The organism is Variovorax paradoxus (genome assembly GCF_030815975.1).
GTDB lineage: Bacteria > Pseudomonadota > Gammaproteobacteria > Burkholderiales > Burkholderiaceae_C > Variovorax > Variovorax paradoxus_N.
This window is the reverse complement of sequence record NZ_JAUSXL010000001.1, coordinates 507559-533008: the sequence shown is the minus strand read 5'-3', so window position 1 is coordinate 533008 and position 25450 is coordinate 507559. Positions and strand designations below refer to the sequence as shown.

Annotated in this window: 30 protein-coding genes; 8 read left to right on the top strand and 22 right to left on the bottom strand. The window is 64.5% G+C overall.

Annotated elements, in window-relative coordinates:
• Nucleotides 1–94: 94 nt before the first annotated feature.
• The 8 genes from QFZ47_RS02565 to QFZ47_RS02530 form a co-directional block, all read right to left on the bottom strand.
• The gene (locus QFZ47_RS02565; RefSeq protein WP_307654132.1) at nucleotides 95–874 is read right to left on the bottom strand and encodes a sulfite exporter TauE/SafE family protein; all 780 of its coding nucleotides are present in this window, start codon (nucleotides 872–874) and stop codon (nucleotides 95–97) included.
• A gap of 109 nt (nucleotides 875–983) precedes the next feature.
• Nucleotides 984–2747: an L-arabinonate dehydratase gene (araD, locus tag QFZ47_RS02560; protein WP_307654131.1), complete on the bottom strand. Its 1764-nt coding sequence runs from the start codon at nucleotides 2745–2747 to the stop codon at nucleotides 984–986.
• A gap of 26 nt (nucleotides 2748–2773) precedes the next feature.
• The gene (locus QFZ47_RS02555; RefSeq protein ID WP_307654130.1) at nucleotides 2774–3592 is read right to left on the bottom strand and encodes an HpcH/HpaI aldolase family protein; all 819 of its coding nucleotides are present in this window, start codon (nucleotides 3590–3592) and stop codon (nucleotides 2774–2776) included.
• 20 nt (nucleotides 3593–3612) lie between these two features.
• Nucleotides 3613–4596: a Bug family tripartite tricarboxylate transporter substrate binding protein gene (locus tag QFZ47_RS02550; RefSeq protein WP_307654129.1), complete on the bottom strand. Its 984-nt coding sequence runs from the start codon at nucleotides 4594–4596 to the stop codon at nucleotides 3613–3615.
• Between the two features lie 24 nt (nucleotides 4597–4620).
• Nucleotides 4621–5424: a shikimate dehydrogenase family protein gene (locus tag QFZ47_RS02545; protein ID WP_307654128.1), complete on the bottom strand. Its 804-nt coding sequence runs from the start codon at nucleotides 5422–5424 to the stop codon at nucleotides 4621–4623.
• Between the two features lie 4 nt (nucleotides 5425–5428).
• Nucleotides 5429–6265 (bottom strand): carbohydrate ABC transporter permease, encoded by an 837-nt coding sequence (locus tag QFZ47_RS02540; RefSeq protein ID WP_307654127.1) that lies wholly within the window; start codon nucleotides 6263–6265, stop codon nucleotides 5429–5431.
• The gene (locus QFZ47_RS02535; RefSeq protein ID WP_307654126.1) at nucleotides 6262–7164 is read right to left on the bottom strand and encodes a carbohydrate ABC transporter permease; all 903 of its coding nucleotides are present in this window, start codon (nucleotides 7162–7164) and stop codon (nucleotides 6262–6264) included. The genes QFZ47_RS02540 and QFZ47_RS02535 overlap by 4 nt, the downstream gene beginning before the upstream one ends.
• A 25-nt stretch (nucleotides 7165–7189) precedes the next feature.
• Nucleotides 7190–8557, bottom strand: coding sequence for an ABC transporter substrate-binding protein (locus QFZ47_RS02530; RefSeq protein ID WP_307654125.1), 1368 nt, complete (start codon nucleotides 8555–8557; stop codon nucleotides 7190–7192).
• A gap of 164 nt (nucleotides 8558–8721) precedes the next feature.
• On the opposite strand from QFZ47_RS02530, the gene QFZ47_RS02525 reads away from it, so the two are divergent.
• The 4 genes from QFZ47_RS02525 to QFZ47_RS02510 all read left to right on the top strand — a co-directional run bounded on the left by QFZ47_RS02525 (nucleotide 8722) and on the right by QFZ47_RS02510 (nucleotide 13486).
• Nucleotides 8722–9486 (top strand): FadR/GntR family transcriptional regulator, encoded by a 765-nt coding sequence (locus QFZ47_RS02525; protein ID WP_307654124.1) that lies wholly within the window; start codon nucleotides 8722–8724, stop codon nucleotides 9484–9486.
• A 34-nt stretch (nucleotides 9487–9520) separates the two neighbouring features.
• Nucleotides 9521–10621: an ABC transporter ATP-binding protein gene (locus QFZ47_RS02520; protein ID WP_307654123.1), complete on the top strand. Its 1101-nt coding sequence runs from the start codon at nucleotides 9521–9523 to the stop codon at nucleotides 10619–10621.
• Between the two features lie 275 nt (nucleotides 10622–10896).
• Nucleotides 10897–13080, top strand: coding sequence for a catalase/peroxidase HPI (katG, locus tag QFZ47_RS02515; protein ID WP_307654122.1), 2184 nt, complete (start codon nucleotides 10897–10899; stop codon nucleotides 13078–13080).
• A gap of 175 nt (nucleotides 13081–13255) precedes the next feature.
• On the top strand, nucleotides 13256–13486 hold the full coding sequence (locus tag QFZ47_RS02510; RefSeq protein ID WP_307654121.1) for a hypothetical protein: 231 nt from the start codon (nucleotides 13256–13258) through the stop codon (nucleotides 13484–13486).
• Nucleotides 13487–13541: 55 nt separating this feature from the next.
• Here QFZ47_RS02510 and QFZ47_RS02505 read toward each other — a convergent pair whose 3' ends face one another.
• Genes QFZ47_RS02505 through QFZ47_RS02495 form a run of 3 tightly spaced genes read right to left on the bottom strand, consistent with a single transcriptional unit; the run spans nucleotide 13542 to nucleotide 15498 of the window.
• Nucleotides 13542–14186 carry an HD domain-containing protein gene (locus tag QFZ47_RS02505; RefSeq protein WP_307654120.1) on the bottom strand — a complete coding sequence of 215 codons (645 nt, stop codon included), beginning with the start codon at nucleotides 14184–14186 and terminating at the stop codon, nucleotides 13542–13544.
• A gap of 34 nt (nucleotides 14187–14220) precedes the next feature.
• Nucleotides 14221–14946: a nitroreductase gene (locus QFZ47_RS02500; protein ID WP_307654119.1), complete on the bottom strand. Its 726-nt coding sequence runs from the start codon at nucleotides 14944–14946 to the stop codon at nucleotides 14221–14223.
• A gap of 3 nt (nucleotides 14947–14949) precedes the next feature.
• Nucleotides 14950–15498 (bottom strand): 4-hydroxylaminobenzoate lyase, encoded by a 549-nt coding sequence (locus tag QFZ47_RS02495; protein ID WP_307654118.1) that lies wholly within the window; start codon nucleotides 15496–15498, stop codon nucleotides 14950–14952.
• A gap of 111 nt (nucleotides 15499–15609) precedes the next feature.
• Between QFZ47_RS02495 and QFZ47_RS02490 the strand changes: the two genes are divergently transcribed.
• The 4 genes from QFZ47_RS02490 to QFZ47_RS02475 all read left to right on the top strand — a co-directional run bounded on the left by QFZ47_RS02490 (nucleotide 15610) and on the right by QFZ47_RS02475 (nucleotide 18292).
• Nucleotides 15610–16590, top strand: a complete 981-nt coding sequence (locus QFZ47_RS02490; RefSeq protein WP_307654117.1) for a LysR family transcriptional regulator — start codon at nucleotides 15610–15612, stop codon at nucleotides 16588–16590.
• A 141-nt stretch (nucleotides 16591–16731) separates the two neighbouring features.
• Nucleotides 16732–17181: a cupin domain-containing protein gene (locus QFZ47_RS02485; RefSeq protein ID WP_307654116.1), complete on the top strand. Its 450-nt coding sequence runs from the start codon at nucleotides 16732–16734 to the stop codon at nucleotides 17179–17181.
• Nucleotides 17178–17633 (top strand): carboxymuconolactone decarboxylase family protein, encoded by a 456-nt coding sequence (locus tag QFZ47_RS02480; RefSeq protein ID WP_307654115.1) that lies wholly within the window; start codon nucleotides 17178–17180, stop codon nucleotides 17631–17633. The genes QFZ47_RS02485 and QFZ47_RS02480 overlap by 4 nt, the downstream gene beginning before the upstream one ends.
• A 254-nt stretch (nucleotides 17634–17887) precedes the next feature.
• Nucleotides 17888–18292 carry a hypothetical protein gene (locus QFZ47_RS02475; protein WP_307654114.1) on the top strand — a complete coding sequence of 135 codons (405 nt, stop codon included), beginning with the start codon at nucleotides 17888–17890 and terminating at the stop codon, nucleotides 18290–18292.
• A 94-nt stretch (nucleotides 18293–18386) separates the two neighbouring features.
• Here QFZ47_RS02475 and QFZ47_RS02470 read toward each other — a convergent pair whose 3' ends face one another.
• The 11 genes from QFZ47_RS02470 to QFZ47_RS02425 all read right to left on the bottom strand — a co-directional run bounded on the left by QFZ47_RS02470 (nucleotide 18387) and on the right by QFZ47_RS02425 (nucleotide 25436).
• Nucleotides 18387–18758 (bottom strand): VOC family protein, encoded by a 372-nt coding sequence (locus QFZ47_RS02470; protein WP_307654113.1) that lies wholly within the window; start codon nucleotides 18756–18758, stop codon nucleotides 18387–18389.
• 175 nt (nucleotides 18759–18933) lie between these two features.
• Nucleotides 18934–19605 carry a hypothetical protein gene (locus QFZ47_RS02465; RefSeq protein WP_307654112.1) on the bottom strand — a complete coding sequence of 224 codons (672 nt, stop codon included), beginning with the start codon at nucleotides 19603–19605 and terminating at the stop codon, nucleotides 18934–18936.
• A 640-nt stretch (nucleotides 19606–20245) separates the two neighbouring features.
• Nucleotides 20246–20827, bottom strand: a complete 582-nt coding sequence (locus QFZ47_RS02460) for a hypothetical protein (RefSeq protein WP_307654111.1) — start codon at nucleotides 20825–20827, stop codon at nucleotides 20246–20248.
• 514 nt (nucleotides 20828–21341) lie between these two features.
• Nucleotides 21342–21911 carry an alpha/beta hydrolase gene (locus QFZ47_RS28845; RefSeq protein ID WP_370880557.1) on the bottom strand — a complete coding sequence of 190 codons (570 nt, stop codon included), beginning with the start codon at nucleotides 21909–21911 and terminating at the stop codon, nucleotides 21342–21344.
• Nucleotides 21912–22054: 143 nt separating this feature from the next.
• Complete coding sequence (locus QFZ47_RS02455) at nucleotides 22055–22594, bottom strand: DUF2059 domain-containing protein (RefSeq protein ID WP_307654110.1); 540 nt, start codon at nucleotides 22592–22594, stop codon at nucleotides 22055–22057.
• A 91-nt stretch (nucleotides 22595–22685) separates the two neighbouring features.
• The gene (locus tag QFZ47_RS02450; protein ID WP_307654109.1) at nucleotides 22686–23039 is read right to left on the bottom strand and encodes a hypothetical protein; all 354 of its coding nucleotides are present in this window, start codon (nucleotides 23037–23039) and stop codon (nucleotides 22686–22688) included.
• A gap of 123 nt (nucleotides 23040–23162) precedes the next feature.
• A complete protein-coding gene (locus QFZ47_RS02445) occupies nucleotides 23163–23615 on the bottom strand; it encodes a hypothetical protein (protein ID WP_307654108.1) in 453 nt (150 codons plus the stop codon).
• A 71-nt stretch (nucleotides 23616–23686) separates the two neighbouring features.
• Complete coding sequence (locus QFZ47_RS02440) at nucleotides 23687–24121, bottom strand: hypothetical protein (RefSeq protein ID WP_307654107.1); 435 nt, start codon at nucleotides 24119–24121, stop codon at nucleotides 23687–23689.
• 95 nt (nucleotides 24122–24216) lie between these two features.
• Nucleotides 24217–24618 carry a hypothetical protein gene (locus QFZ47_RS02435; RefSeq protein WP_307654106.1) on the bottom strand — a complete coding sequence of 134 codons (402 nt, stop codon included), beginning with the start codon at nucleotides 24616–24618 and terminating at the stop codon, nucleotides 24217–24219.
• A gap of 86 nt (nucleotides 24619–24704) precedes the next feature.
• Nucleotides 24705–24833, bottom strand: coding sequence for a hypothetical protein (locus QFZ47_RS02430; RefSeq protein ID WP_307654105.1), 129 nt, complete (start codon nucleotides 24831–24833; stop codon nucleotides 24705–24707).
• A gap of 180 nt (nucleotides 24834–25013) precedes the next feature.
• Nucleotides 25014–25436 (bottom strand): hypothetical protein, encoded by a 423-nt coding sequence (locus QFZ47_RS02425; protein WP_307654104.1) that lies wholly within the window; start codon nucleotides 25434–25436, stop codon nucleotides 25014–25016.
• Between the last annotated feature and the right edge of the window lie 14 nt (nucleotides 25437–25450).

Sequence of the window (25450 nt, the reverse complement as noted above, 5' to 3'; positions counted from 1 at the left end):
TTGCAAGGCGCACGCCTTGCAAGCGCGTGCGCCTTGCATCCAGCCCCTTGGCCGGGCAACGCGATCCCCAGAAATAGCGTTAACAGGCCCTCGATCAAGCCTGAGCAATCGCGAGCCAGGCGCTCGCGACCAGCGTCGAACCCGCCGCGGCCAGCAGGCCGCCCACCAGCCATTTCAGGGTGCGCGGCTGCAGCTTGTTCGGCAGCCGGTGGTGCAGCCGCGTCACGCCGTAGACCACCGGCATCGCGCAGGCGGCCAACAGCGCCGCGCGCCACGAGAAGTGCCCCGTGGGCAGCACGATCACGAGCCGCACCAGCGAATTGAACGCGAACATCAGCAGCAGCGCGCGGCGCACCAGCTCGCGCTCCAGCGGCTGGCGGTACATGTGGAAGACGATGGGCGGCCCCGGACTCGAGAACAGCCCGCCCAGCACGCCCGAGAGACCGCCGATGACGGCAAAGCTCGCGCGGCCCGACACCGCGGGCTGCGGCCTGCCCTGCAGCACCAGCAGCAGCGCGCAGCCCAGGATCGATACGCCCAGCAGGCCCCGCAGCCAGTTCACCGCCCCGCCGCTGAGCCACGTGAGCAGCATGAGCCCCGCGATCACGCCCACCGTGCTGCCGTTGAGCGCCGGCTTCATCAGCTGCCACGGCACCACGCCCGGCCGCGCGCGGAAATAGGTCCATGCATTGATCAGGCTCAGCACCGTGGCGGCGTTGGCCGTATCGCTCACGCTGGCGACGTGGAACACCGACACCAGGCCGAGCAGGATGAGGCTGAATGCGAACCCCGTGAGGTTCTGCGCGTAAGTGGCCAGCGCCACGCAGGCCATGAAGACCAGCACGGGGCCGGCTTCGGAAAGAATCGCTTGCACCGGATATGAATCGTCGAGAGGCCGCGTCGGGCCGAATGTCGCAGGCCGTATTGTCCCCGAACGGCAGGTGCCGATTCCGGTGCGCCGCGCGCATGGCGAGGGACCTTTTTCAGTAGATCGGCGGCTCGGGCGTCGGCGCGTTGCCCGCCAGGCTCGCGAAGTCGCAGCCCAGGTGCGCCTGCGTCACCTCGTGCTGGAAGATCTTCGTGTAGCCGCGCGCGTAGGCCGGCGCGGGCGGCGTCCACTGTCGGCGCCGCTCGGCCAACTCCTCGTCGGACACCAGCATGTCGAGGCGCCGCTCGCCGATGTCCAGGCGCACGGTGTCGCCGGTCCTTAGCAGCGCGAGCGGACCGCCGATGGCCGACTCCGGCGAGACATGCAGCACGCAGGTGCCGTAGTGGGTGCCGCTCATGCGCGAATCGGAGATGCGCAGCATGTCGCGCACGCCCTGCCGCAGCAGCTTCTTCGGAATCGGCAGGTTGCCCCATTCGGGCATGCCGGGCCCGCCGACCGGGCCGCCGTTGCGCAGCACCAGCACGGTCGATGCATCGCAGTCGAGTTCTTCGTCGGCCATGGCCGCGAGCATCTCGGCGTTCGAGTCGAACACCAGCGCGCGCCCGGTGTGGCGCAGCAGTTCGGGCGTGGCGGCCGAGGGCTTGATGACCGCACCGTCGGGGCACAGGTTGCCGCGCAGCACGGCCAGCGCAATGCCGGCCTCGGGACATTCCGGTGTGCCCTGCCGGAGCGGCGCCGCGGGGTCGAGGATGGTGCCGTCGTCCTCCGCGGGCCAGCCCGCGATGTCCTCGCCGAGCGTGCGGCCCGTGACGGTGCGCACCGACAGGTCCAGGTGCGCCGCGATCCTGTTGAGCACAGCCGGCAGGCCGCCTGCGTAGTGGAAGTCTTCCATCAGCTTCTCGCCCGACGGATAGAGGTTGGCGATGACGGGCACGCGCCGCGCGATCGCGTCGAGCTCGTCGATGTTCAGCTCGATGCCCGCGCGCCCCGCCATCGCGGGCAGGTGCACCGCCGCGTTGGTCGAGCCGCCGAGCGCCATGTAGGCGGCCACGGCGTTGAGGAAAGACGCCTTGGTGACGATGCGCGAGGGCTTCAGGTCTTCCCACACCATCGAGACGATGCGCTCGCCGCAGCGCCACGCCATTCGGCTGTGCTCGGAGTCGACGGCCGGAATGCTCATCGCGCCAGGCAGCGACAGGCCCATGGCCTCGGCGATGGCGGTCATGGTGCTGGCCGTGCCCATGGTGTTGCAGGTGCCGGGCGTGCGCGTCATGCGCGCTTCGAGGCGGATCCATTCGGCCTCGTCGATGTTGCCGATGGTGCGCTCGGCCCAGAACTTCTTGGTGTGCGTGCCCGCGCCGACGGCCTGGCCCTTGTAGCGGTCGTTCATCATCGGACCGGCGGGCAGGAAGATGGCGGGGATGTCCATCGACAGCGCGCCCATGATCAGGCCAGGCGTGGTCTTGTCGCAGCCGCCCATCAGCACCGCGCCGTCGATCGGCAGGCTGCGCAGCAGCTCCTCGCATTCGATGGCCAGCAGGTTGCGGTAGATCATGGTCGTGGGCTTGACCATCACTTCGCCCAGGCTCAGCGCGGGCAGCTCGAGCGGATAGCCGCCGGCCTGCAGCACGCCGCGCTTGACGGACTCGGCACGCTCGCGCAGGTGCGCATGGCACGGCGAGAGCTCGCTCCAGGTGTTGACGATGCCGATCACCGGCCGGCCCATGAACTCCTCGCGCGCGAGCCCCTGCTGCTGCATGCGCTGGCGGTGCGCGAAGCCGCGGATGTCGTCGCTCGCGAACCAGCGCTGGCTGCGCAGTTCCTGCAGGGTCTTGGGGCGGGCGGCTTCTGTGGACATGCGGTGTGTTCTCTGGATCTCTGGGTTCAATAGGTGGCGGGCGCCGGCGCCGAAGCGGGCGCGGCGGGCGCGCCGCGCTGCCTGAAGCGCGTCGCGATGTCGTCGGCGCTCTTGCGCAGCAGCAGCTGGTCGTTGGCGACGGCCACGAAGAGCGCGCCAAGGTCGAGCAGCTCCCGCGCGCGCGGCTCGTCGTTCATGAGGATGCCGGGCGCCTTGCCGCAGGCGAGGATGCGCGCGATGGCGCGGTCGATGGCGGTGCGCACCGTGGGGTGGTTGACCTGGCCGGCCACGCCCATGCTGGCCGACAGGTCGCCAGGGCCGATGAAGACGCCGTCGACACCGTCGACGTTCGCGATGTCCTCGAGATGTTCGAGCGCTTCGACGGTCTCGACCTGCACCAGCACGCAGATCTCGCCGGAGGCTTCGGCCGCGTATTTCGTGTCGCGCCCGAACCGGGTGGCGCGCACCGTGCCGCCCATGCCGCGGATGCCGTTCGGCGGATAGCGCGTGGCGGCCACGGCGGCCTCGGCCTCGGCGCGGTTCTGCACGAAGGGCAGCAGCAGCGTCTGCGCGCCGATGTCCAGGTACTGCTTGATCAGCACCGGGTCGTTCCAGGGCGGACGCACCACGGCCGAGGTGGGCCGCTCGCGCTCGGCCTGCACCGCCTGCAGCTGGCGCAGCATGGTGGTCGGATCGCCGGGCGTGTGCTCGGCGTCGAGCAGCATCCAGTCGAAGCCGGCGCCCGCGAGCAGCTCGGAGACGTAGGGGTCGGGCAGCGTCGACCAGAGGCCGATCTGCGGGATCTTCGCCGCGAGGGCGTGCTTGAAGGTGTTGCGTGAGGGCATGGCTTCGGTCCTTTGCTGGGTCAATCGATCTTCACGTTGCCGGCCTTGATGACCTCGCCCATCGAGGCGTGGTCGGCCTTCAGGCGCTCGGCGAACGCCTGAGGGGTCGATGAGAGCACATCGAAGCCCTGCGCTTCCAGCGGCTTGCGGAATGCGGGCTCCTTCAGGATCGCAACCATCTCGCTGTGCAGGCGCTCGACCACCGGCGCGGGCGTGCCGGCGCGCACCAGCATGCCGCTCCATGCGAGCTGCACCACGCCGGGCGCGCCGGCCTCGGCCATGGTCGGCACGTTGGGCAGCAGCCTGGAGCGCTGCGTGTCGGCCACGGCGAGCACGCGCACGCGGCCGCCCTTCTCTTGCCCGAGCACGGCCGATAGGTTGTGGAACATCATCGGGATCTGCCCGCCCATCACGTCGTTGAGCGCGGCGGGTCCGCCCTTGTAGGGCACGTGGATCAGCCGGGTGCCGGTCTTCGCCTCGAACTGCAGCCCCGTGAGGTGCATGGTGTTGCCGTTGCCGGCCGAGCCGAAGCTCAGCGTGCCGGGCTCTTTCTTCGCGGCGGCCACCACGTCGGCCACGGTCTTGTAGGGCGTTCCCGCGCCGACCACGAGCACGTTGGGCGTCTGGTTGGTGAGCGTGATCGGCTGGAAGTCCTTCAGCGCGTCGAAGCCCGTGGCCTTGTAGAGGTGCGGGTTCACGGCCAGCGTGCTGACCGATCCGAAGAAGACGGTGTAGCCGTCCGCCGGCTGGTTGCGCGCCACGTAGGCGGCCGCGATGTTGCCGTTGGCGCCGGGCCGGTTGTCGATGATCACCGGTTGGCCCAGCCGCTGCGACAGCGCCTGGCCGAAGGGCCGCGCGAACTGGTCGGCGGCGCCGCCCGCGGGCTGCGGCACGACGAGCACGATGGGCTTGTGCGGATAGTCGGCCCTGGGCTGCGCCAGCGCGGGTGCGGCGGCCAGCGCCATGGCCGACAGGGCCATCGCGGCCCTCGGGAATTTCATCATGGTGTCTCCTGGATCACGTGTTGTTCATGCAGTGCCGCCGCGCCAGAACGCAATCTGCGCGGCGACCTGGTGGTCGATCATGGGTTTGCCGCCGACCACCCGCAGCCCGCGCGCGGCGCATGCGGCCATGAGCTCGGTGTCGCGCGCGGCGATGATGTCGAACAGCGCCGCATCGGCCGGCAGCTGCGCCGGGTCGAAGGGCATCGGGTCGCCCGCGTGCAGGCCGAGCGAGGTTGCGTTGATGGCAAGGCCGGCACTCCCCAGGCTGCCGGCGCGTGTGTCGGCATGGATGTCCGGGTAGGCCTTGCGCAGCTCGGCGCACAGGTGCTCCGCGCGCTCGGGTTCGCGGTTGACGATGTGCAGCTCGCGCACGCCGGCCGCGGCCAGCGCAAAGGCGATGGCGGTGCCCGCACCGCCCGCGCCCACCAGCACCACCGGCCGATCGGGCCACAGCACGCCATGCGCGCGTGCGGCATCGACAAAGCCCACGCCGTCGAAGCTCTCGCCCGACCATTGGCCATCGGCGTCGATGCGCATGGTGTTGACCACGCCCGTGCGCCGCGCCTCGGGCCCGAGGCGCGCGCACAGCGCATGCGCGGCGGCCTTGTGTGGGATCGTGAGGTTCAGGCCCTGCAGGTTGCCCACGCGCGCGAGTTGCGCCACGGTGGCCGCGAAGTCGCCGGGATGCACGCCCATCGGCACCAGGCACCAGTCGAGCCCGGCGGCGGCGAAGGCCGGGTTGTAGATGCGCGGCGCGCGCACGTGGTCGACCGGGTGCGCGAGGATGGGAACGAGGCGCGTCGCGCCGCTGAGGTTCGCGGGGACCATCGCCTCAGCCCTTCACCGCACCAGCCGTGAGGCCGCTGACCAGGTAGCGCCGCACCAGCATCGAGAACACCAGCACGGGCGCCATCACCAGCGAGCCGCCGGCGGCGATCTTGCCCCACTCCCAGCCTTCGTAGTTCATGAAGTTGACCACCGCGACCGGCGCAGTGCGCGCATCGGTGCGCGTGAGGATGAGCGCGAAGAAGAAGTCGTTCCAGGCATAGAGAAAGCACAGGATCGCGGTGGCCGCGATGCCGGCAGCGGCCATCGGCATCACGATCTCCATGAACACGGTGGCGTAGCCCGCGCCGTCCATCAGCGCCGCCTCTTCCAGCGACGCCGGCACGGCGTCGAAGAAGGGCTGCATCATCCAGATCACCAGCGGCAGGTTGAAGGTCATGTAGATGAGGATCAGGCCGGTGCGGGTGTCGAGCAGGCCGAGGTAGCGATACGCCAGGAAGAACGGAATCGTGAACGCGATCGGCGGCGCCATGCGCGTGAGCAGGATGCCCAGGCCGAGGCCGAAGCGCCCGCGCCCGGTCCAGCGCGACAGCGCGTAGGCCGCCGGAATGCCGAACACCAGCGCGAGCAGCGTCGACACGATGCTCGTGACCAGGCTGTTGACGAAGGACTCCGGAAAACCGGCCTGCCAGAGCCCCACGTAATGCTCGAGCGTGGGCACGAAGAAGACCCGCGGCGGAAACTCGAGGATCAGCGGCGTCGGCTTGAACGACATCTGCAGCAGCCACAGGAACGGCAGCAGCATCGCGAACAGGACGAGCGGCACGGCCCAGCGCGCGAGCGGCCAGCGCCGGCGCAGCGACGTCATTCGATTCGAACTCATTCGGCACCTCCCGCATTGCGGCTCACGCGCATCGCGCCCCAGCTGATCAGCACGGTGGCTGCGAGCAGCACGACGGTGATCGCGCTCGAATAGCCGAGCTCGCCGAAGTTGAAGGCCACGAGGTAGGCGTAGTAGTTGGTCACCTCCGTCACCGAGCCCGGGCCGCCGCCGGTCAAGAGGAAGATCAGCGGAAAGGCCTTGATGCTGTCGATGAGCCGGAACAAGGTGCACACCAGCAGCACCGGCGCGATGTACGGCAGCACAATGTGGCCGAACACGCGCCAGGCATCGGCGCCGTCCATGCGGGCGGCCTCGACGTATTCGGCCGGCAGCGTCTGCAACGCGGCCAGCACCATCAGGAAGGTGAACGGTGCCCACTCCCAGGTGTCGGCGATGACGATGGACCACAACGCGAAATCGACGTGCGTGGTGAGCGCCGGCAGCGTCACGCCCAGCATGCGCGCGGCCTGGTAGATCGGGCTGATGTCGGGCGTGTAGATCAGCTTCCAGATCACCGCGACGACGATCGGCGGCAGCACCATCGGAATCACGAACAGGTGGCGCAGCGATTTCCAGCGCTCCTGCCCCGAATGCACGAGCAGCCCCAGCCCCGTGCCCAGCAGCACCTGCAGCACGACCGTGTAGACCGAGAGGCGTGCCTGCACGCCCAGCGAGCCGACGAACCGCTCGTCGCTGCCCAGCAGCCTGTAGTTGCGCAGCGGCTCCGAGAAATCGCCCAGCGAGCCCGGGTTCACCAGCGCCCCGGGCGTAAGGCTCGTGACCAGCAGGAAGACGGTGGGCAGCCCCGCCACCACCAGCAGGAACAGCAGGCTCGGCGCCATCGCCATCCGCACGAAGCGGCGCCGCTGCGCCTCGTAAGAAACCTTTCTCGCGCTCACTGGTGCACCCTTGACGCCGCGGCGCTCATACCTTGGCTCCGGCGCGCCGCAGGCTGCCGAGCGCGGCCTCCTGCGCCGTCTTCATGGCATCCGCGGCCGGCGCTTGGCCCGAGACCACGCGCTCCACGGCCTTGTTCACCGCGTCGCCCACCAGCGGGAATTCCTTCACCGTGCGATACGCCATGTAGTTGCGCGTCTTGCCGGGCTGCTCGAGCACTTCGAGATAGAGCTTGCCGATGTCCTGGCCGTTGATGGTGTTGATGCGCTTGTACTCGGCGCTTTCGATCACGGAGCGCCGGCAGATCGACGGATGCCCGGTGTCCTTCACGATGCGCGCGGTGAGCTCGGGGCTCAGCGCCCACTTGATGAACTCCCAGGCCGCTTCCTTGTTCTTCGCGTTCTTCGGAATCCCGAGCCCCTGGCTGTTGGCGGCGGGAAAGTCGCCCCTGGGGCCGGCCGGCATGCGCACGACGCGCGCGGTGTCCTTCACCTTGCTCTCCGGCGAAGTCAGCATCGCCGTGACCCAGGAACTCGAATGGATGAAGATGTTCGACCGGCCGCCGATCAGCGCGGCGCGCGCCTGGTCCTCGGTGTAGCCGAGCACGCCCTGCGGGCTGTATTTGGACAGCAGCGTCGAATAGAAGGCCGTGGCCTGCACCGCGGCGGCCGAGTCGAGCGTGGGCTTGATGTCCGCCGGCGGATTGGCGAACAGGTCGCCGCCGAAGCCATGGATGTACGGCGGCAGGAACCAGTGGTGCAAGTTGGAACTCACGAAGCCCGTGACGCCGTCCTGGCCGTGCACCGCCTCGCAGACCTTCATCAGCTCGTCGAAGGTCTGCGGCGCCTCGACCCCGCGCTTCTTCATCAGGTCGGTGCGGCTCATGCCCATGAGCATCGCGCCGCCCTCCCATGCGAAGCCGTAGGCCTTGCCGGCCTTGTCGAGGTACGGCAGCTGCGCGCCCTTGACGAAGTCGTCCGGGTTCCAGCTGGCGGACGTGAGCTTGCGGTCGGCCGCGAAGTCGCTCAGGTTGGCCAGCAGGCCGGCCGCGACCCAGCGCGCGGCAAGGATGAAGGTGACGTTGCAGAAATCCCAGGCGCTGCCGCCCGAGGACAGCTCCAGGTCGGCCTGCTGGTTGTAGACCGGGAAGGCCGACAGCTGCAGGTCGACCGCCATGCCGGTCTGCTGCTCGAACTCCGGGATGTACTTGCGCAGGATGTTGAAGAAGCCGTGCTGGTACGCAGCGCCGCGCAGCTTGACGCCGGCAAAGGGCTTGGCCTGCGCAATGGCGGGAAACGCCAGCGCCGTGCCGGCGCCGGCCACCGCGGTGGCGGCCGCGGCCTTGATCAACTGGCGGCGCTGCGTGTCGACAGCGGGGGATTGCAGGAGGCTCATGCTTGTCTCTCTTTCGATCAGAATCACGCGGCGCAACGAGGTCGGCCGGCATGTTCAACTTGCTTGTGGAAGCGAATATGACAGACAAATCAGATTCCACTGATCATGGAAAACCCGAGATTCCACGCGCCTCCAGCCCATATAAGCTCATTGCATCAACAAATATGTCAGACCATAAAACGAAAACGCTGAAGAAACCCGCCGCCGCGGACGCGCCTGTCCGGCGCGGTCCGCTGGCCGTGACGGAGGCGCTCGCGCGGCGCGTGATCGGCGGCGAATGGGATGACGAATCGACGCTGCCGACCGAGGTCGAACTGGCCGAGCAGCTGGGCGTGGCGCGGACCTCCGTGCGCGAGGCGCTGACCCGCCTGAAGGCCAAGGGCCTGCTCGCGTCCCGGCAGAAGGCCGGCACGCGGGTGCTGCCGCGCATGCAATGGAACATGCTCGACGAGGACGTGCTGCGCTGGACCTGGTCGGGCCACGACCGCGCGCAGATGGCGCAGCACCTGATGCAGCTGCGGCGCATCGTCGAGCCGGCCGCCTGCGAGATTGCGGCCGCTTCGGCACCCGATGCAGCCATTGCCGCGATCGAGCGCGCGTACCGCCTGATGGACGCCGCGGGCATGGACCCGGTGGCCTATGCCGGGCCGGACCTGAGTTTTCACCAGGCCATCCTCAGCGCCACCGGCAATCCGTTCCTGGTGGCCTTCGGGGCCACCATCGAAGCGGCGCTGCGCATGTCCTTCGAGCTGTCGACGCGCCAGCCGGGCGCGCCGCGCAAGAGCCTGCCGATGCACCGCGCCGTGCTCGACCAGATCTGGGCCCGCAAGCCGGCCGCGGCGCGCAAGGCCATGGAAGAGCTGCTCGGCCTCACCGAATCGAACATCCAGCGCGGGGTCGCCAGGTCCGGCGCCACGCCGCCGGCCTGACCCCCCTCCTTCCCATCAGCAGCAACCAACCACCATGGCAGAGATCCAGCTCCAATCCATCAGCAAGCGCTTCGGCGACGTCGAGGTGATCCCCGGCATCGATCTCACCATGCCAGACGGCCAGGTCACGGTACTGCTCGGGCCGTCGGGCTGCGGCAAGTCCACCCTGCTGCGCATGATTGCGGGGCTGGAGACGCCGAGCGGCGGCCAGGTGCTGGTCGGCGGCCGCGTGGTGAACGACGTTCCGCCCGCCGAGCGCGGCTGCGCGCTGGTGTTCCAGAACTACGCGCTCTATCCGCACAAGACGGTGCGGCAGAACCTCGCCTTCCCCTTGCGCATGGCCAAGGCCACGGCCGCCGAGCAAGAGCGCAGCGTGGACGAGATCGCGCACAAGCTCGAACTCACGCCGCTGCTGGAGCGCTATCCGCGCCAGCTCTCGGGCGGCCAGCGCCAGCGCGTGGCGATGGGCCGCGCGATGATCCGCAAGCCCGAGGTGTTCCTCTACGACGAGCCGCTGTCGAACCTCGATCTCGAGCTGCGCGTGAAGCTACGCCTGGAGATCGCGCGCATGCAGCGCACGCTGAAGGCAACCGCCGTCTACGTGACGCACGACCAGACCGAGGCCATGACGCTGGCCGACCAGATCGTGGTGCTGCGCAAGGGCCGCATCGAGCAGGTGGGTTCGCCGCTGGCGCTGTACCGCTCACCCGCCAACCTGTTCGTGGCCGGCTTCATCGGCACGCCGCGCATGAACTTCTTCAAGATCGACGCCGCACAGCCGGATGCGAACGGCACGCTGCTGCGGCTCGGCGATGCCCACGTGCAGATTCCGCGCCGCGTGCCGGGCCAACCGGCCACGCTGGGCTTTCGCGCCGAGCAGGCACGCTTGGGCGAACCTGCGCCCGGCGAAGTGCTGCTCGAACTCCAGGACTGCGAAACCCTGGCGGTCGAGCAGCTGGGCGACCGCGCCTACTGCTACCTGCGATCGTCGCTAGGCGAGCTGGTTCTCATGGCGCCCGAGGCCGCGGCGGATCTCTCGGGCACCCTGCGCCTGGCCATCGCGCCGGGCTCGCTTCATTTCTTCGATGCAAACGGCGTCGCCGCGGGCACCGAAGAGCGCCTGCTCGCGGCTTGAAGATCTCAGGCGAACGCGGTGTGCGGCATCGCGTCTCACCGGCCAGGTCATGCAAGTCTAGAAGGCAACGCGGCCTGGGCACTGTAAGTCGTTGATTTCACAAGCATTGCTGTCCACTTCGTTGCGGCGTATCCTGACCGTCCCCTGAACGACGAAGGGGCGCGGCGACGCAGGGCTGGCAATGCACTATGACCGTCATAGGCAAAGCATTTGCCCTATTCGTCCGTGCGAGATCCAGAATGTCCGGATCTCAATCAAAGAACTGGAGACTCCCCATGGCCCAGACTCAAGCGGAAGCCAAGTGCCCCGTCCACCATGCAGTGGGCCGCGGCCCAGTCAATCGTGACTGGTGGCCCAACCAGTTGCGGGTGGACCTGCTTCACCAACATTCCTCCAAGTCCGATCCGATGGGCAAGGACTTCGACTACGCGAAGGAGTTCAAGAGCCTCGACTACGAGTCGCTGAAAAAGGATCTGCGTGCGCTGATGACGGACTCACAGGATTGGTGGCCGGCGGACTTCGGCCACTACGGCCCTCTGTTCATCCGTATGGCGTGGCACAGCGCCGGTACCTACCGTACCGGCGACGGGCGTGGCGGCGGCGGCCGGGGCCAGCAACGCTTTGCGCCGCTCAACAGCTGGCCCGACAACGTCAACCTCGACAAGGCTCGGCGTCTGTTGTGGCCGATCAAGCAGAAGTACGGCCGCAAGATCTCGTGGGCCGACCTGATGATCCTGACCGGCAACGTGGCCCTGGAGTCCATGGGCTTCAAGACCTTCGGCTTTGGCGGCGGCCGCCCGGACACGTGGGAACCCGACCAAGACGTCTACTGGGGCAACGAGACCACCTGGCTCGATGACAAGAGGTACACCGGCGACCGCGACCTGGAGAACCCACTCGCAGCTGTGCAGATGGGTCTGATCTATGTCAACCCCGAAGGCCCGAACGGCAACGCGGACCCGGTCTCGGCAGCCAGAGACATCCGCGAAACCTTCGCCCGCATGGCGATGAACGACGAGGAAACCGTCGCTCTGATCGCCGGCGGCCACACCTTCGGCAAGACCCACGGTGCCGGCCCGGCAGACCTCGTCGGCTCGACCCCGGAAGCGGCCGACCTGGAGGAGATGGGCATGGGCTGGAAGAGCACTCACGCCAGCGGCATCGCCGGCGATGCGATCAGCAGCGGCCTGGAAGTCACCTGGTCACAGACGCCGACGCAGTGGAGCAACCACTTCTTCGAGAACCTGTTCAAGTTCGAGTGGGAACCGGTCAAGAGCCCGGCCGGGGCGGGACAGTGGCAGGCAAAGGGCGCACCGGCCGACATTCCGGATGCGCACAACAAGTCGAACAAGCGTGTACCGACCATGCTGACCACCGACCTCGCGCTGCGCTTCGACCCAGCCTACGAAAAGATCTCGCGGCGCTTCCTCGAGCACCCCGAGCAGCTTGCCGACGCGTTTGCGCGTGCCTGGTTCAAGCTGACGCATCGCGACATGGGCCCGCGCTCGCGCTACCTCGGCCCGGAAGTGCCCGCCGAAGAGCTGATCTGGCAAGACCCGATTCCCAAGGCCGACCATCCCCTGATCGACGACAAGGACGCCACGGCTCTCAAAGCCAAGATCCTGGCCTCGGGCCTGTCGGTCTCCGACCTGGTGCTGACGGGCTGGGCCTCGGCCTCCACCTTCCGTGGCTCTGACATGCGCGGCGGCGCCGACGGCGGCCGCATCCGCCTGGCGCCACAGAAGGACTGGGAAGTCAACGAGCCCGCAAGGCTGGCCAAGGTGCTCCAGACGCTGGAAGGCATCCAGGGCGAATTCAACAAGGCGCAATCCGGCGGCAAGAAGATCTCGATGGCCGACCTGATCGTGCTGGCCGGCTGCGCCGCTGTCGAGCAAGGCGCCAAGAACGCAGGTCATAACGTCACGGCACCCTTCACCCCCGGCCGCATGGACGCGTCGCAGGAGCAAACCGACGTGGAGGCCATGAAGGTGCTCGAGCCCGTGGCCGACGGTTTCCGCAACTACCTGAAGAAGGACTATGCGGTTCCCGCTGACGCGCTGCTGATCGACAAGGCCCAGCTGCTGACGCTGACAGCGCCCGAGATGACGGTGCTGGTGGGCGGCATGCGCGCGTTGGGCGCCAACGTCGGTGCCACCAAGCACGGCATCTTCAGCCAGAAGGAGCATGCGCTGACCAACGAGTTCTTCGTTCGCCTGCTCGACCTGAACACGACCTGGAAGGCCGTGCCCGGCGAGAACAACCTGTACGAGGGAGTTGCACGCACGACGGGCGAGCGCAAGGGCAGTGCGACGCGCGTAGACCTGGCCATCGGCTCGAATTCGGTGCTGCGCGCCCTGGCCGAGGTCTACGGCAGTTCGGACGCGCACGAAAAGTTCGTGAAGGACTTCATCGCGGCGTGGACCAAGGTGATGAACCTCGGACGGTTCAACATGGCCTAGACAATCCTCGCGGTTGCCGATTCGATGTAGCTACAGGCAGTCGCCGGTGCGAGCGCTCGGCGACGCCATCGCATGCAACGCCGTGGTGCGATGGTCTTGCCCCGTGAGTGCGGACACGGCCGATTCGCAAATTGACGCCGCCAGGCCTATGCAGCCAAGCGCGCAGGAGACAACGATGACGGCCAGCTACGTAGAAATACAAGGCGCCCAGGCGGATATAGACCTCTGGGATGGGTTGATCACGGATCAAAACGCCCTCATCGGCATCATGATGCAGAAGATGTCCCAAGTCGGAGGCACGGATGCAGCATGGTTCGACGAGCGAATCACGGAGGCGGAAAGTATCGAGAATCGTTTGGTCGTCGGACTCGACCGCGCCCAGCGCCGATTGCGGGCATTGATCTAGACATTCCGAGTGCCCGGGCGTTCTACCAAGATGTACTTGGCCTCGAGCCGGCAGTTCACCCATGCCACTTCGACGCATGAATGACGGCGCACATGTCGACGCGGTGAAAGTGCGGATCCTTGCATGCGAGGAAGTCGTCGTTGAACGTGCCCACGGTGCTGTCGGGACGGTGCTTCAAGCCTTGGTAGAAGGCGTCAACGATCCCGCTCTTGAAATCGGATTCCCGCGGAAACGCAGCGAGCACGGCTTGGCGCTCCGCATCAGTGAACTGGTCGTAGCTGCGGCCGGCAACGTCCATGCCGGCGCCCGCTTGCACCAATGCGATCTCCGGCCGCATGAACTGCGGAATTCCGGGCGTCGTGTGGAGAGCCACGGCGTTCCAGACCGTCTCGACTCCACTTTCGGAAATGCCGTGGCTCCGAAGAAAATCGCGCGCCGCATTGGCACCATCGACTTCAAAACGAAGCTGGCTGCTCCCGTAGCGCGCGGTGAGCCCGACGTCATGGAACATGGATGCTGCGTAGAGCAGTTCGGGATCGAACTTCAACCCTGCCCGGCGGCCCGCGAGCGCGCCCCAGCAATAGACGCGCAGGGAGTGGTGGTAGAGCAGGTCGCTTTCGGTGTCGCGAATGAGCTGCGTCAGCTCACGGGCGAGCTGGCTGTCTGGAATGCGGATTCCGGAGACTTCTTGAGGTGTCATGATGATCTCTCGCGTTGATGAAATGATGTGGGCGTCACCGCGCGGAGTGCTCTTCGGGAAAGCCGACGATCCGCGCGAAGTCGCGGAGGTGTTCGCGTGGCATGGCAATCTGGTTTACCGGGGCATGCGGGTCGCCATATCCCATCGACATGCCGAAGGCTGTCACCTCGCAGGGCTCCATCTGCAGGTGTGCGGCGATCACGTCATGAAAGGGTGCAAAGGAGACCTGCGGACAGGTGTCGATGCCGCGGGCCTTCGCCGCGATCATCACGTTCTGGGCGAACAGGCCGAGGTCGATCCAGCTGTGCGGCTTCAGCCTGCGATCGATGGTGAACAAGAGACCCACCGGCGCACCGAAGAACGAGAGGTTCCGCTCGGACTGACGCAAGCGCGCGGCAGCATCGGTCCGATCGATTCCGAGGGATTCGTAGTAGCGCGCTCCGAAGTCCTGCAGCCTCGCGCGAAACACGTCCGGCAATGGGTCGGGAAAGTGTGCCGGCGCTGGAACAGTGCCGGCCCGCGAAGCCGCGAGCAGCGCATCGGCGAGAGTGTCCTTCACGGTGCCCGTGACGACGTACACGCGCCAGGGTTGGATGTTCGCGCCGCTCGGCGCCGTGGCAGCGTCGTCCAGGATGTCTTCCACGAGATTGCGTTCGAGTGGCTGCGGCTTGAATGCGCGAGTTGCGTGCCGCGAGCGCATGACGGCCGACACGCACTGGGCAATGGCCTGCTGGCCCCGATCACGTACGGAGTTGTCCATCGCCTACTCCTGGGGCGCAGGGTGGTAGGAGATCCGCCCCGAGGGAAGGAAGAACAGCGCGATGACCGCCCCTCCCTTGGCTTCCGGGTAGTGCTTGCTGCCGGGGCCAGGCGCGGTCCACCCGCCGTAGCACCATCCACTCGGGCCGCATAGCGCCGCGCCGGGGGTGACGGGCACGACCATGTTGAACTCGCCGTATGGATGCCCGTGGTATTGGCCGCGGAACCGGTGGTCGGGATGCCCTTGGTGGTTGCCGGTGCTGTCCATGTACACCGCGGTGATGCTGAAGTGCAAGGTGCGTTCGGACGGTTCGGCGACGCGGCTTCGGCGGTAGCTGGGACCGTCGATCTCCACGTTCGCCGCCCAACCCTCCTTGACGCCCGACTTCACGAGCCGGCAGAGGTTCTGATACAGCTCGCTTTCTGGTCCGTGCTTCTCGTTCAGCCAGCGCTCCACCGGCGGGCCGGCGGTCATATCCTTCACCTCTTCGAGAAAGGGAATGCAGCGCTCGATGAGCGCCTCGCGTGCGCAGAGGGGTGTCTCGGTGGTCATCTTCAGTGCTCCGGCGGTTGCTTGCGGGCAATCATGGGCGATGACCGAACTGAAGGGAACTGCTGCTTTTGCAAGCTCATAATGCACGCCATTCATTGCGGAAGGGCAAGCATGAGCATTGGCCGAATGGACCTGAACCTGCTGAAGGTGTTCGACGCCGTCTACGAGGAGCGCAACCTGGTCCTCGCGGGCAAGCGGCTCAACCTCACCCAATCTGCAGTGAGCCACGCCCTCGGCAGGCTGCGCGAGTTGGTCGGCGACGAGCTGTTCATGCGAACGGGCAAGGGAATGGTTCCTACCGGTCGGGCTGCGGCCATGGCCCCGGCTCTGCGCGATGCCCTGCGTCGCATCGAGACAACCCTCGGTGTCGAGCCGTTCGCGCCGGCAGAGTCGACCCGTCGCTTTGTCATCGCCGCGAACGACCATCTGACCTCGGTGATCATTGCACCGCTCTCGCGCGAGCTTCAGCACGTCGCCCCCGGCGTGGAGCTGGTGATTCGGCCCTCCACGCGGCTCGACCTCGCGGAGCAGATCGACCTGGGGCGGATCGATCTCGCCATCGGCATCTTCGCGCAAGTGCCCGACCGATTGAACTCGCGCACGCTGATGTCGCAAGGCGAGGCCATTCTGATGCGGCGCGGTCATCCCGCGTCACGCCGCAAGCTCACGCTGCGTGACATGGCAAAGTACCCGCTTGTGACCGTTTCCGTCGGCGGCCAGGAGGAAGGCGCCGTCGGCGGATTCATTCTGGAGCGCGGCCTTGCACGCCAGTCGGAAATGTTCGACCGGCAAGCGCTCGAAGAGGCGCTCCAGGCGGAACAAGAAGCGCCACATGCACGCGTCACAGTGCCGCACTCCCTGGCGATACCCGAACTCCTTCGTGACACTGACATGCTATCCATCGTCCCCGCCTCGCTTGCCGTGGCGCTCGTGAAGGACCGCGATCTGCTGCGTCGGCAACCGCCTTATCAGAGCGGAACTTCCACCATTCGCGCGGTCTGGCATCGCCGCGACGAGCACGACGCTGCGCACGTGTGGTTGCTCGACATGGTGGCGAAGACGGCCCATGCCGCCGAGGAATCGCTCGGCTAGCAAGCGCCGCCGCCGAAGTGCACGGCGTGCATTTCGTGGTTGAAAAGACATCAGTTCCCTTGGAGCTGCGGGGCAACCATCATTCGGTGGCAAGGCCATCCCTATAAGGGCACCTTCACCGTTTCACCAAGGAGAACCCACATGAACAACAACTCACGGCTCGCTGCTGGCCTGGTTGCAGCAGCCACGGCCGGCCTCTTGTGTGCTGCCGCGGCAGCGCACGAGCAGAGCGAGAAAGTCACCCCCGCGCTTCAGCAGGCCATTCCCAATATTCCCGGCAAGTCGCTGACCGCCGTCGTCGTCGACTATCCACCAGGAGCCGCCTCGCCCGCCCACATGCATGCGAAGTCCGCATTCATCTACGCCTATGTGGTTTCAGGTTCCATCGAGTCGCAGGTGAACGACGGGCCGAAGCAGCTACTGCGCGCCGGCCAGAGTTTCTACGAGCCACCTGGCGCGCGGCACAGCGTCAGCCGCAATGCCAGCAGGACGAAGCCCGCGAAGCTGCTGGCGGTCTTTGTGACGGACACCGGAGACTCTCCGCTGACCACCCCTGCAGCCGAATCCGAATCCATGGAGAAGAAGCAATGAGCCAACGCCTCGACTACAACCAACTTGCCCCCGCCGGCGTCAAGGCGCTCGGCGCGGTCTATGGCTACGTCGCCCAGAGCAGCCTTTCGACCGTCCTCGTCGATCTCGTGTACCTGCGCGTCTCGCAGATCAACAACTGTGCGTATTGCCTTGACATGCACACGCGGGACCTTTTGAAGAAGGGCGTGCCCGTCGAAAAGCTCGCGCTGCTGCAGGCTTGGCGCGAGGCCGGCGACCTGTTCGATGCTCGTGAGCAGGCAGGCCTGGCTTGGGCGGAGTCGGTGACGCGCGTTACCGATACGGGCGTGCCCGATGCGGACTTCCAAGCCGCAAGGAGGGTCTTCGACGAGCGCGAACTGGTGGACCTCACCATCGCGATCGGCGTGATGAACACCTACAACCGGATGGCGATCAGCTTTCGGAACACTCCCCAGGCCGCACGGCCCAAGTAGGCCCGAGCACGTCTGGGCTCCGGGTGGACGGGCGCAAGTACTGTTTCCTTCGCGCTTCCTGCAGCGCTCTGGCCTGTACTCCGCGCGGGTATGAGGAACATCGCGTGGACGACGGCTTTGGGCCCGAAGCGGAAGTAGCATGTTCTCCAAAGCTGCCGTTGAATTCAGCTTAGGTAGCGACAGCCAAGAACACCAAGCGTCGCTGAGACCTGACAACCTCAATGCCTCTCAAAGGCGTATTCAAAGACAACACCATGGGCGCCCCCATTTGGATCAACAAAAACACGGACCTTTGGATCAGCAATGGGATGAAAGATGCATTTTGCAGAGTGCTTACGACCGTCGCGACTCTTGAAGGCCACGATGTCATGGCCGTTTATACAGATGCATCGGGCGTGGCCGGCACCTACGGAGTCTCCGGTTTGGGTATTGATCTTGACGAGTTCAATGCCTACCTCGGCGGACCGGAGGGCGTACGACGCCACCTTGATGTCTGTCGCGCACGATTGCCAGAAGTCGCCGACTCCTGCGGGCTGACGCCGACCGACGCCGGATACATGTTGAATTTGTTCGCGTGGGCAGCGTACATCATGGATGGACACCCGCTCCCCGCGAACTGTAACTACTACCAGGACTGGCCGCCCGGCATCGGGGTCTGACGCTACAACGCCGCTCGCAGCCATCGATTGCGGAAAATGAGCCACGCCTAACAGACGGCCGCTTCTGGCCGGCAGCCGCCGATGCTGCCTCGGCTCAAGCAGCGCCAGAAACATCCTCTCCAAACATCATGCGGTGACCATCGATGGTTTCGATTCCGAACTCCCGCATGCCCCAGGGCTCTGTTCGTAGGGCCTTGACCATCTGGGCACCCCGCGCGGCCAGATCCGTGTGCAAGCCGGTGACATCGTCGACCTCAAAGTAGGCCATGTATGAATGCTCGCCCAAGTCGCGCGCGGGAGGCGTGTCCGGACACTCTCCCGCCATGATGATGCAGGCATCGCGTCTGAACAGACGCCAGCCGGGCACTTCCTTCCACTCGATTGAGAACCCCAGGACGTCCCTGTAGAAATCGGCGGAACGGGCCAGGTCGCGCACTGCGATCACAAACCGAGGTTGTTTGAGCATGACGAATATGACAGAGGATCGAATACCGACGGGATTCTGCCCCAGCGGTGGAGGTCGGCTTCAAGCCGACTGTAGCCTTACGCGCGGCCAGCGCAAAGGGGCCCACCAGTCACGCTAGGCCAGCGAATAGTGGTCTCAGAGCTTCGAGTGGGGCCCGCGAACGTCCGACGCGACATCAGTCCTCCCAACGAAAGGGCACATTCTTGATCTCGTGTTTGTTCCAGGCTGTGACGATGCCAGACATGCTCTTGCCTTGGTTGTTACCGCGATAGTTGAGCGAGCCGACGTGGTAGCGATATTCCGGGCCGTTGACTGCCCCGACGATTTCGATGGCCTTGATGGCCGCGTCGCTACGCTGAACCAATACGCTGACGGTCGCGAATGCCAACGCCAGGCAGATACCAAAGGCGATCGGCATTCGTGCGCTACGTTCTTTCTGTCCGGCTGCGGCACGCGCTGCTCGAACCTGGGGTGATCCGAGTTCTTTTACGAGCCAGATCAGAAGAGCCATGGTGAACACGAACAGCGTGATCCCAACGAGAGCAACGTGGGGGTGCAGCCGAATCTCGGTGAGCGTCAGGTCAATAGGCTGAAGAGCCGGAGAGACAACGAGCATCGAAATAAGGGCGGCGGCTATGAGGAGTGCAAACCACTGAACAAGAGAAACTGCTTGCAGGCTGCTGCGGAGAAGGAAGACGCCACCGATAACAGCAAATACGCTGATGCTCGATGAATATGGAATGCGGTTCACGATCGAGTAGATCAAGACGCAGATGTCCAGCAGACCGGCAATCAAGAGGACGATTCCCGCGCGTTTTAGGATGGCCGTATGCGGTGTGGCTTGCATGTTGCGATGATATGAAGGAGATAGGGCGCCAGCGGCTACTTTTTGGCCGCTAGCCGACTCGGGAAATGGCAGGCGGCTCATTCGCCAAGACGCTGACGCATTGGTCTTCTCCCGCGACGAAGAACTCCCGAACCCTTCCGTAGAACCCGGTGGACGTGAGGTCCGCATCAAAGTCCGATCTGCTGAGCCATCCACCCTCTGTGATCTCGAACACTGTGCCTCCCGAGCATGCGGGCCAATATGAAAGCAGGTCTCGCTCGTCAAAAACGCGATAGCCCACGGGTGAGTGGAAGTAGATCTCCCACCGGACGTCCTCGGGCATCAACCTCACGGTGACCGTCGCGCCAGCACGGTCAGAAACCACCTTTTCGACGAGGCGGTAGCGCGTCAAAGGTATTCGAGGCTGTTGCTCAACGGCTTCAAGTGACATGGTGACCTATGCTGCACGCCGAGTGAGATCCTGTCGAATGACCGCTCATGGCCGGAAGCACTAAACATCAAGCGCTCGCTGCCTGCGGATCTGACGCTTTTGCTCGGCACTGGGCGGCTTGTAAGAGCCGGAAAGACGGCGCCGGAGGGACTTTATCGCGGCGGCTTTTGCACGCCTCACGCCCGGATCGGTCACCGTCTGGGCCTCCGCTCATTCCAGTGATCCTTCGATTGGAGCCCCTCTCAAGGCACATAGGCAAAGTGTCTGCTGATGCGATGTGGTGGCACTGGCGAACGTCTCGATCACCAGGTCTCCCAACTTCTCCTGCTGATCTTGCGGTGGCACGAGGCCGTCGTCGAAGCTCGTCAACGCGTTCAACGCGCCGAGCGCTCGCCAGAACGGATCGTCTGGTTCGTCCGAAACGGCGGTTGTCGACATGCAGTAGTCCAACAGCGCCGTTACGCAAGACTCGGTGCGAACTTCCTCAAGAACCGCAATGGCAAAGGTCGCGAGCGTCCGGTCGGTCAGCAAGTACTGCAGCGAAGCAACGCCGCCGCGGCCGTAGGCGACGCAGACCGCAGCCCAGCGCGCGAGCAGCATTACCCTCGTGCCGTCCTCAAGCAGACCGTCTTCGTGCCATCCGTGCTGCTCGGAGAGCCGTTCAATCTCATCAGCGCCGACAGCGCCATAAGCTAGCGAAAACCGAATCAAGTCTTCCGGATAAACCGAGCCACCGTAGGACGGCGGTCCGGAGCCCTTGGCAGCCTTGCGAGCAAGATCATTGAATTTCATCGGACTTCGGTACGCATGCTTTTATAGCCGTCGTGTCGTTTGCCAGCTTGCCATGATCGGAGACTAGGCCACGATGGTGAGAGTCCGATTTTGGCCGACTGTAGCCTCACGCCGGGCCGGAGCAAAGGGCCCGAAGCAGCCGGTCAGAGTTGCCCATAGCAGCCGTACAGCGTCGAGACTAGCGGCGCTGTGGAACTATTGGTGAACCTCAGTCACGTTCATTGCCATATCTCTCGAAGAAAACCAGCCTGGCGATCCAGCACGCCGTCTCGAGTTCGCCTGTCAAGCACGTGTCCCTGGCCTTCAAGCGCTATAAGTTCGCACCGGCTTCCTAAGCCTCGCGCTCGCTCGCAGAACAATCTACTCCGCTCGATTGGGGTGGTCTTGTCCGCGTCGCCCTGCATGATGAGAGTGGGAGCAATACTTTTGATCAAAGTGTGTGTGGGCGATAAAGACGCTGGTGTTCCGTGTCCTTTCATCAGATCACGGAACAACCCCTCTGAGGCTGCGTCAACTACGGGTGAGACAAGCAGCATTGCGTCGGGGCCGCCGTTGCCGGAGCTACCCTCTGCAGAACCGCAGCCAACCGTAGCCGCAGACGCCACGAGTTGGCCACTCGAGGAAATTCCCCAGAGCGCGATCCGCGATGCCGCGATGGCGCGAGGCCGAACTTGTCGGCATTCTTTCTCAGGAACGCGAGCGCATGGCAAACATCGGAGAACGATTCGGCTGGCGAGTTCGTGGCATCCGCCAGTCTGTACTCAAGAACCACGGATACAAACCCTTTATCAGCGAAGTATCGCGCCGATCTGAAGAGCTGTTCGGGGCTGCCGCGCGACCAGGCGCCGCCTTGTACAAAAAGGACGGCAGGCCGTGCGTTACCCGAGACGACCACAGGCGGAAACTCGAATATTCGAAGATCGCGGCCCGCAATGTTCCGGTACACCGAGGCGCTGGGCGTCGCGGGCTGGCCAGTAGGATCTTCTGCAGCTTGTGCGCAAGATATTGCGGCCAGAAGCCCAAGCGATACAGCGCAGAACCGGCGCAATTTGCGCGATATCCCAGGGCATCTTGTCTCACGCATCGAATGTCTCCTCGTGGCCGACAGTAGTAGTCCGGTTGCGGTCTTCGAAGCTTCCGGCCTCGCGAGCCTAGCTTTCCCTCGGAAGCAGATGTTTGAGGCGACCGCGACGTTGGGTACCCCAAGGTGCCCAATCTCGCGCCAGGCTAGCGAGGTGCGCGCTGATATTCGCTTGCAATGTCATTCAACGCTTTTTGCATGGTCAAGTAGCCGGGTGAGTCGACGCCAACCCGTTGCCCCAATAGACGCCGAGCGGTCTCGCTGGCCTTGTCGTTGGCCCTACGAAAACTCACGCCGGCCGCCGACTGAAAAAACTTGATGGAGGCAGCGAGTTCGGCCTCGGTCATCTGGCCCCCCAGTTCCTTCGCTATCAACGGATCAAATTTTCCCGAGGATAGTTCGCCGCAGACGGTCAGTTGGAACTTGCGGTAGGCCTCTTGAATGCGCGGCCAATAGGCAGAGCGAGGGGTCATACCGCCGAATACCGCTGGATTGGCGCCATAAATGGCGTCCGGGTCAAAAGGCGAGCCAGTCGTTTGCGCGCACTCCGTCTCAAAATTACTCCACTGCTTGCCAAAGTCGAGCACTTTGGCGAGCCGATCGGCAAGCTCGGATTTTTTTGCCTCGTCAGCTTGCGCAAGTGCACAGGACGACGCGAGAAGAATGAAAACGATGCTGCGGCGCATGGTAACGAGTGAGCGATGAAACGCACATTCTGCCGGATGGTCAATGCCACCACTCATTGGGCACGCCGGTGGGAAGTCCGCTCTTGGCCGACTAGAGCCGCTCGATGGAGCGGGCCAGCACTTCGGCCGGAAACGCCGAAAAATGGCCGCACCCTCCGAGCGTTTCATGGGAACCGAGCAAGGTACCGAGCACCCTGACCCGTTTGCCATGCCATCGGAGAAGCTGCTCCTCGTTGAATTGCAAAGCACCTGAACCAACGGTCAGCCACACGCTCGATGCCTCAAGCGGACCATCATCTTGCGCGTTGCGGCGCTCTGCCTTGGGGAAGTGGTCCAAGGCCGTTCCTTCGAACTCGAAGCGCAGGATGCCCTCCAAGGCGACGTCCTGACCTACCAAGGTCGCTAGTTCATCAAGTGCGGCGTTGACGGAAAGCGCAGGTTTCATCGAATTCAGAGGCTTGGGTCGAATGTCTGGTTGTGGCCGACTGTAGCCGGTCGCGGTGCCGTCGCGAAGGGCCCGAAGCGGCTGTACAAAATTCTCCAAAGCCGACCTTCGTTTGGCGCTGGCTCACTTCGGCGATACAAGACGCGCCCGTGTCAGACACAGAGGCCTGGCGTCATTCATGCGGACTACCATCTCATCCACAACAGCAAGTCCCTCGTCCCCCACCGTGAGGCCATCGGGACCGGGGGTGCTAATCTTGTCGAAGCTAGAGTCGCTGAGGCCTTGGATGCTGGCGCTCCCTTTGCATTTGCAATAGGTCACCCGTTGCGCGAGCGACAATTCCCTCGTCTCGGTGTCGGTTTCGGCCCAGACGACACAGTAGGAAGCTGGGTCGGAATATTTCGCAAGGAATTGGGCGATCTTAGGTGAGTAGGTTTGTTCGCTCGTCCCTCCCTGTGGCGGTGTTCTTGTACCGCAGGCGGTCAGCAGCATTGCTGACAAGGCGAGACTGAAAAGAAGACGCATTGTTTTCTCGCGATAGAAGAAGCAAACGGGAATCAGCAGCGGCCAGAGCATGCATAGAGCTACAAGAGTTCGCACACCGAACCCTCTTCGGTCCGGTCTTGGCCGATTCTGCCCCTTGGCGTTCATCCGAAGTCGATGGACCTGACGATGGTGCTAGCGTCGGCGAGCTCGGCTGCAACGTCCCCGCTTGCAGCCGCTGCTACGTAGGTAACAAGTGCCACATCGGAGCCGTTCGTCAGATACCAGACTCGAATCAGGTCGTCTCCCTGCAGGAAGCTCCCGCCAACATAGTGGCTTGTGGACTTTCCTCGCTCAACGTCCGCGGCCACGCTAAGCGAACGTGTGTCCGCAAACTCCTTCAGCAGCGCATCTAAGTCGTCCGGGGTGACTTGTGGGTTTGCGCCGGAACGGTACCTTCCCACGGAAAACTGCATTGCCCCAACCCCTTCCGGCTTTGCCAGGGTGGGCGGTGCTCCTCCGGGCATGTCTTCGCTGATATCGACCCAGCCGTTGGGAAGGGAGATGCGGACGTCGGCGAAGGTGCAGAGTTGCCTCATCGTTTGGAAAATCAGTGGGTGGGGTCGAAGGTCCGCTGTTGGCCGATGTGCGTCATCGTACCCGGGGCCGCGGCGTGCGCAGAGCAGACCTGCGATCAATGTGCGGCCTGTGCGAAAACCAACCCTTCCGAGCGCACCGAAAGCACCGTCATCGCATCGTGAGCCAATTGCCGCAACTCGGCTTCCTCGGAACTGGAGAGGTCGTCCGGCAACCGAGTAAAGCGTGCCGGAAAATGAAGCCGGTCGCCAATCTGAATTGTTGACCATGCATTGATCTGAATAACGGCCAGCGAATGAACCGCGATGAGCGCATACCAGTAATCGCCTTCGCGCATTTCGCTCGTGTCGCTGAGAAGCTGGGTGAAAGAAGCTCCCCTTTCCGCATCGACGGCCCAATCCCATGTTTTCGCGGGCAGCCGCCTTTCCTCAATTCCGAGTGCCTGTAAGTCGGCAGGCGCTGTGTCGTCTTTTTGAAGGCGGCGCTTAATAAAAGTCATAGATGCAATCCTGACAGTCCGTCCTGTGTAGTGCCCGCTCCTGCCCGGATTCCGCCCTTAGGGGGTCGCGCCCGCTCATGATTGGCTCACGTGGCGTCATGCTTCAGCGAGTCCAGGATGCCCTTCAGACGTTGCACCTGCGCACGCTCGTACTCAGGTTCAATCGCTCGTAGATCGGCAATCAGAGACGAAGTGATGAAGAAGGTGAATGACATTGGCGGCCGCAGTTTCTGCTTCTGAATACCGCCGTAGTTCTGCTAAGGCGTCTTCGCCAGCCAGTTCTCCGGAGGAGATTCGCGCCGCAAGGTCCTCTAGAGCTCGAACGTCGAACAATCGCATACGGCTCTATGACTCCGATCGGTGGCTGAACGGCCGATACTGGCCGCGTCCTGCCATCAGCCGTGGCGCACAGATGCGACGCAGCGGCACTGAAAGGGTACGGCCTCTGTGAAGTCGCCGGACCAGAATACGTCGCAAAGCCCGTCCCACGCGAGTTCGATGTGCCCGGCGTCCATGCGACCGAACGCCAACGTCGTGTCGTACACGTCGTGGTGGCCGAACACGTACATCAACCCCAACTCCGGATGAGGGTACGTGGCGTCCGATTTGTTTCTCCATGAGGTGCTCGCGCCTTCCGGATTGTCTTCCGTATGCGTCAGCAGCCGCAGACCCTGGTGGTACAGCCTGGGTGACCACATTTCGCCATCGAACTCTTTCGGCTCCGTCTTAATCTCTACGCTCCACAGTCCGTCGAATTGGCGAACCACCGCTGACGTGACGTCGAACCTTCGGTCTCTGAGACTGATGTAGCTGTTCATGAGCTGGTTCTTGG

Bases quoted from the DNA above. Each gene is read 5' to 3' on its own strand.
- araD (WP_307654131.1), bottom strand. From the start codon at position 2,747: ATGTCCACAGAAGCCGCCCGCCCCAAGACCCTGCAGGAACTGCGCAGC.
- QFZ47_RS02555 (WP_307654130.1), bottom strand. From the start codon at position 3,592: ATGCCCTCACGCAACACCTTCAAGCACGCCCTCGCGGCGAAGATCCCG.
- QFZ47_RS02550 (WP_307654129.1), bottom strand. From the start codon at position 4,596: ATGATGAAATTCCCGAGGGCCGCGATGGCCCTGTCGGCCATGGCGCTG.
- QFZ47_RS02545 (WP_307654128.1), bottom strand. From the start codon at position 5,424: ATGGTCCCCGCGAACCTCAGCGGCGCGACGCGCCTCGTTCCCATCCTC.
- QFZ47_RS02540 (WP_307654127.1), bottom strand. From the start codon at position 6,265: ATGAGTTCGAATCGAATGACGTCGCTGCGCCGGCGCTGGCCGCTCGCG.
- QFZ47_RS02530 (WP_307654125.1), bottom strand. From the start codon at position 8,557: ATGAGCCTCCTGCAATCCCCCGCTGTCGACACGCAGCGCCGCCAGTTG.
- QFZ47_RS02525 (WP_307654124.1), top strand. From the start codon at position 8,722: ATGTCAGACCATAAAACGAAAACGCTGAAGAAACCCGCCGCCGCGGAC.
- QFZ47_RS02520 (WP_307654123.1), top strand. From the start codon at position 9,521: ATGGCAGAGATCCAGCTCCAATCCATCAGCAAGCGCTTCGGCGACGTC.
- katG (WP_307654122.1), top strand. From the start codon at position 10,897: ATGGCCCAGACTCAAGCGGAAGCCAAGTGCCCCGTCCACCATGCAGTG.
- QFZ47_RS02510 (WP_307654121.1), top strand. From the start codon at position 13,256: ATGACGGCCAGCTACGTAGAAATACAAGGCGCCCAGGCGGATATAGAC.
- QFZ47_RS02505 (WP_307654120.1), bottom strand. From the start codon at position 14,186: ATGACACCTCAAGAAGTCTCCGGAATCCGCATTCCAGACAGCCAGCTC.
- QFZ47_RS02500 (WP_307654119.1), bottom strand. From the start codon at position 14,946: ATGGACAACTCCGTACGTGATCGGGGCCAGCAGGCCATTGCCCAGTGC.
- QFZ47_RS02495 (WP_307654118.1), bottom strand. From the start codon at position 15,498: ATGACCACCGAGACACCCCTCTGCGCACGCGAGGCGCTCATCGAGCGC.
- QFZ47_RS02490 (WP_307654117.1), top strand. From the start codon at position 15,610: ATGAGCATTGGCCGAATGGACCTGAACCTGCTGAAGGTGTTCGACGCC.
- QFZ47_RS02485 (WP_307654116.1), top strand. From the start codon at position 16,732: ATGAACAACAACTCACGGCTCGCTGCTGGCCTGGTTGCAGCAGCCACG.
- QFZ47_RS02480 (WP_307654115.1), top strand. From the start codon at position 17,178: ATGAGCCAACGCCTCGACTACAACCAACTTGCCCCCGCCGGCGTCAAG.
- QFZ47_RS02475 (WP_307654114.1), top strand. From the start codon at position 17,888: ATGGGCGCCCCCATTTGGATCAACAAAAACACGGACCTTTGGATCAGC.
- QFZ47_RS02470 (WP_307654113.1), bottom strand. From the start codon at position 18,758: ATGCTCAAACAACCTCGGTTTGTGATCGCAGTGCGCGACCTGGCCCGT.
- QFZ47_RS02465 (WP_307654112.1), bottom strand. From the start codon at position 19,605: ATGCAAGCCACACCGCATACGGCCATCCTAAAACGCGCGGGAATCGTC.
- QFZ47_RS02460 (WP_307654111.1), bottom strand. From the start codon at position 20,827: ATGAAATTCAATGATCTTGCTCGCAAGGCTGCCAAGGGCTCCGGACCG.
- QFZ47_RS28845 (WP_370880557.1), bottom strand. From the start codon at position 21,911: ATGCGTGAGACAAGATGCCCTGGGATATCGCGCAAATTGCGCCGGTTC.
- QFZ47_RS02455 (WP_307654110.1), bottom strand. From the start codon at position 22,594: ATGCGCCGCAGCATCGTTTTCATTCTTCTCGCGTCGTCCTGTGCACTT.
- QFZ47_RS02450 (WP_307654109.1), bottom strand. From the start codon at position 23,039: ATGAAACCTGCGCTTTCCGTCAACGCCGCACTTGATGAACTAGCGACC.
- QFZ47_RS02445 (WP_307654108.1), bottom strand. From the start codon at position 23,615: ATGCTCTGGCCGCTGCTGATTCCCGTTTGCTTCTTCTATCGCGAGAAA.
- QFZ47_RS02440 (WP_307654107.1), bottom strand. From the start codon at position 24,121: ATGAGGCAACTCTGCACCTTCGCCGACGTCCGCATCTCCCTTCCCAAC.
- QFZ47_RS02435 (WP_307654106.1), bottom strand. From the start codon at position 24,618: ATGACTTTTATTAAGCGCCGCCTTCAAAAAGACGACACAGCGCCTGCC.
- QFZ47_RS02430 (WP_307654105.1), bottom strand. From the start codon at position 24,833: ATGTCATTCACCTTCTTCATCACTTCGTCTCTGATTGCCGATCTACGA.
- QFZ47_RS02425 (WP_307654104.1), bottom strand. From the start codon at position 25,436: ATGAACAGCTACATCAGTCTCAGAGACCGAAGGTTCGACGTCACGTCA.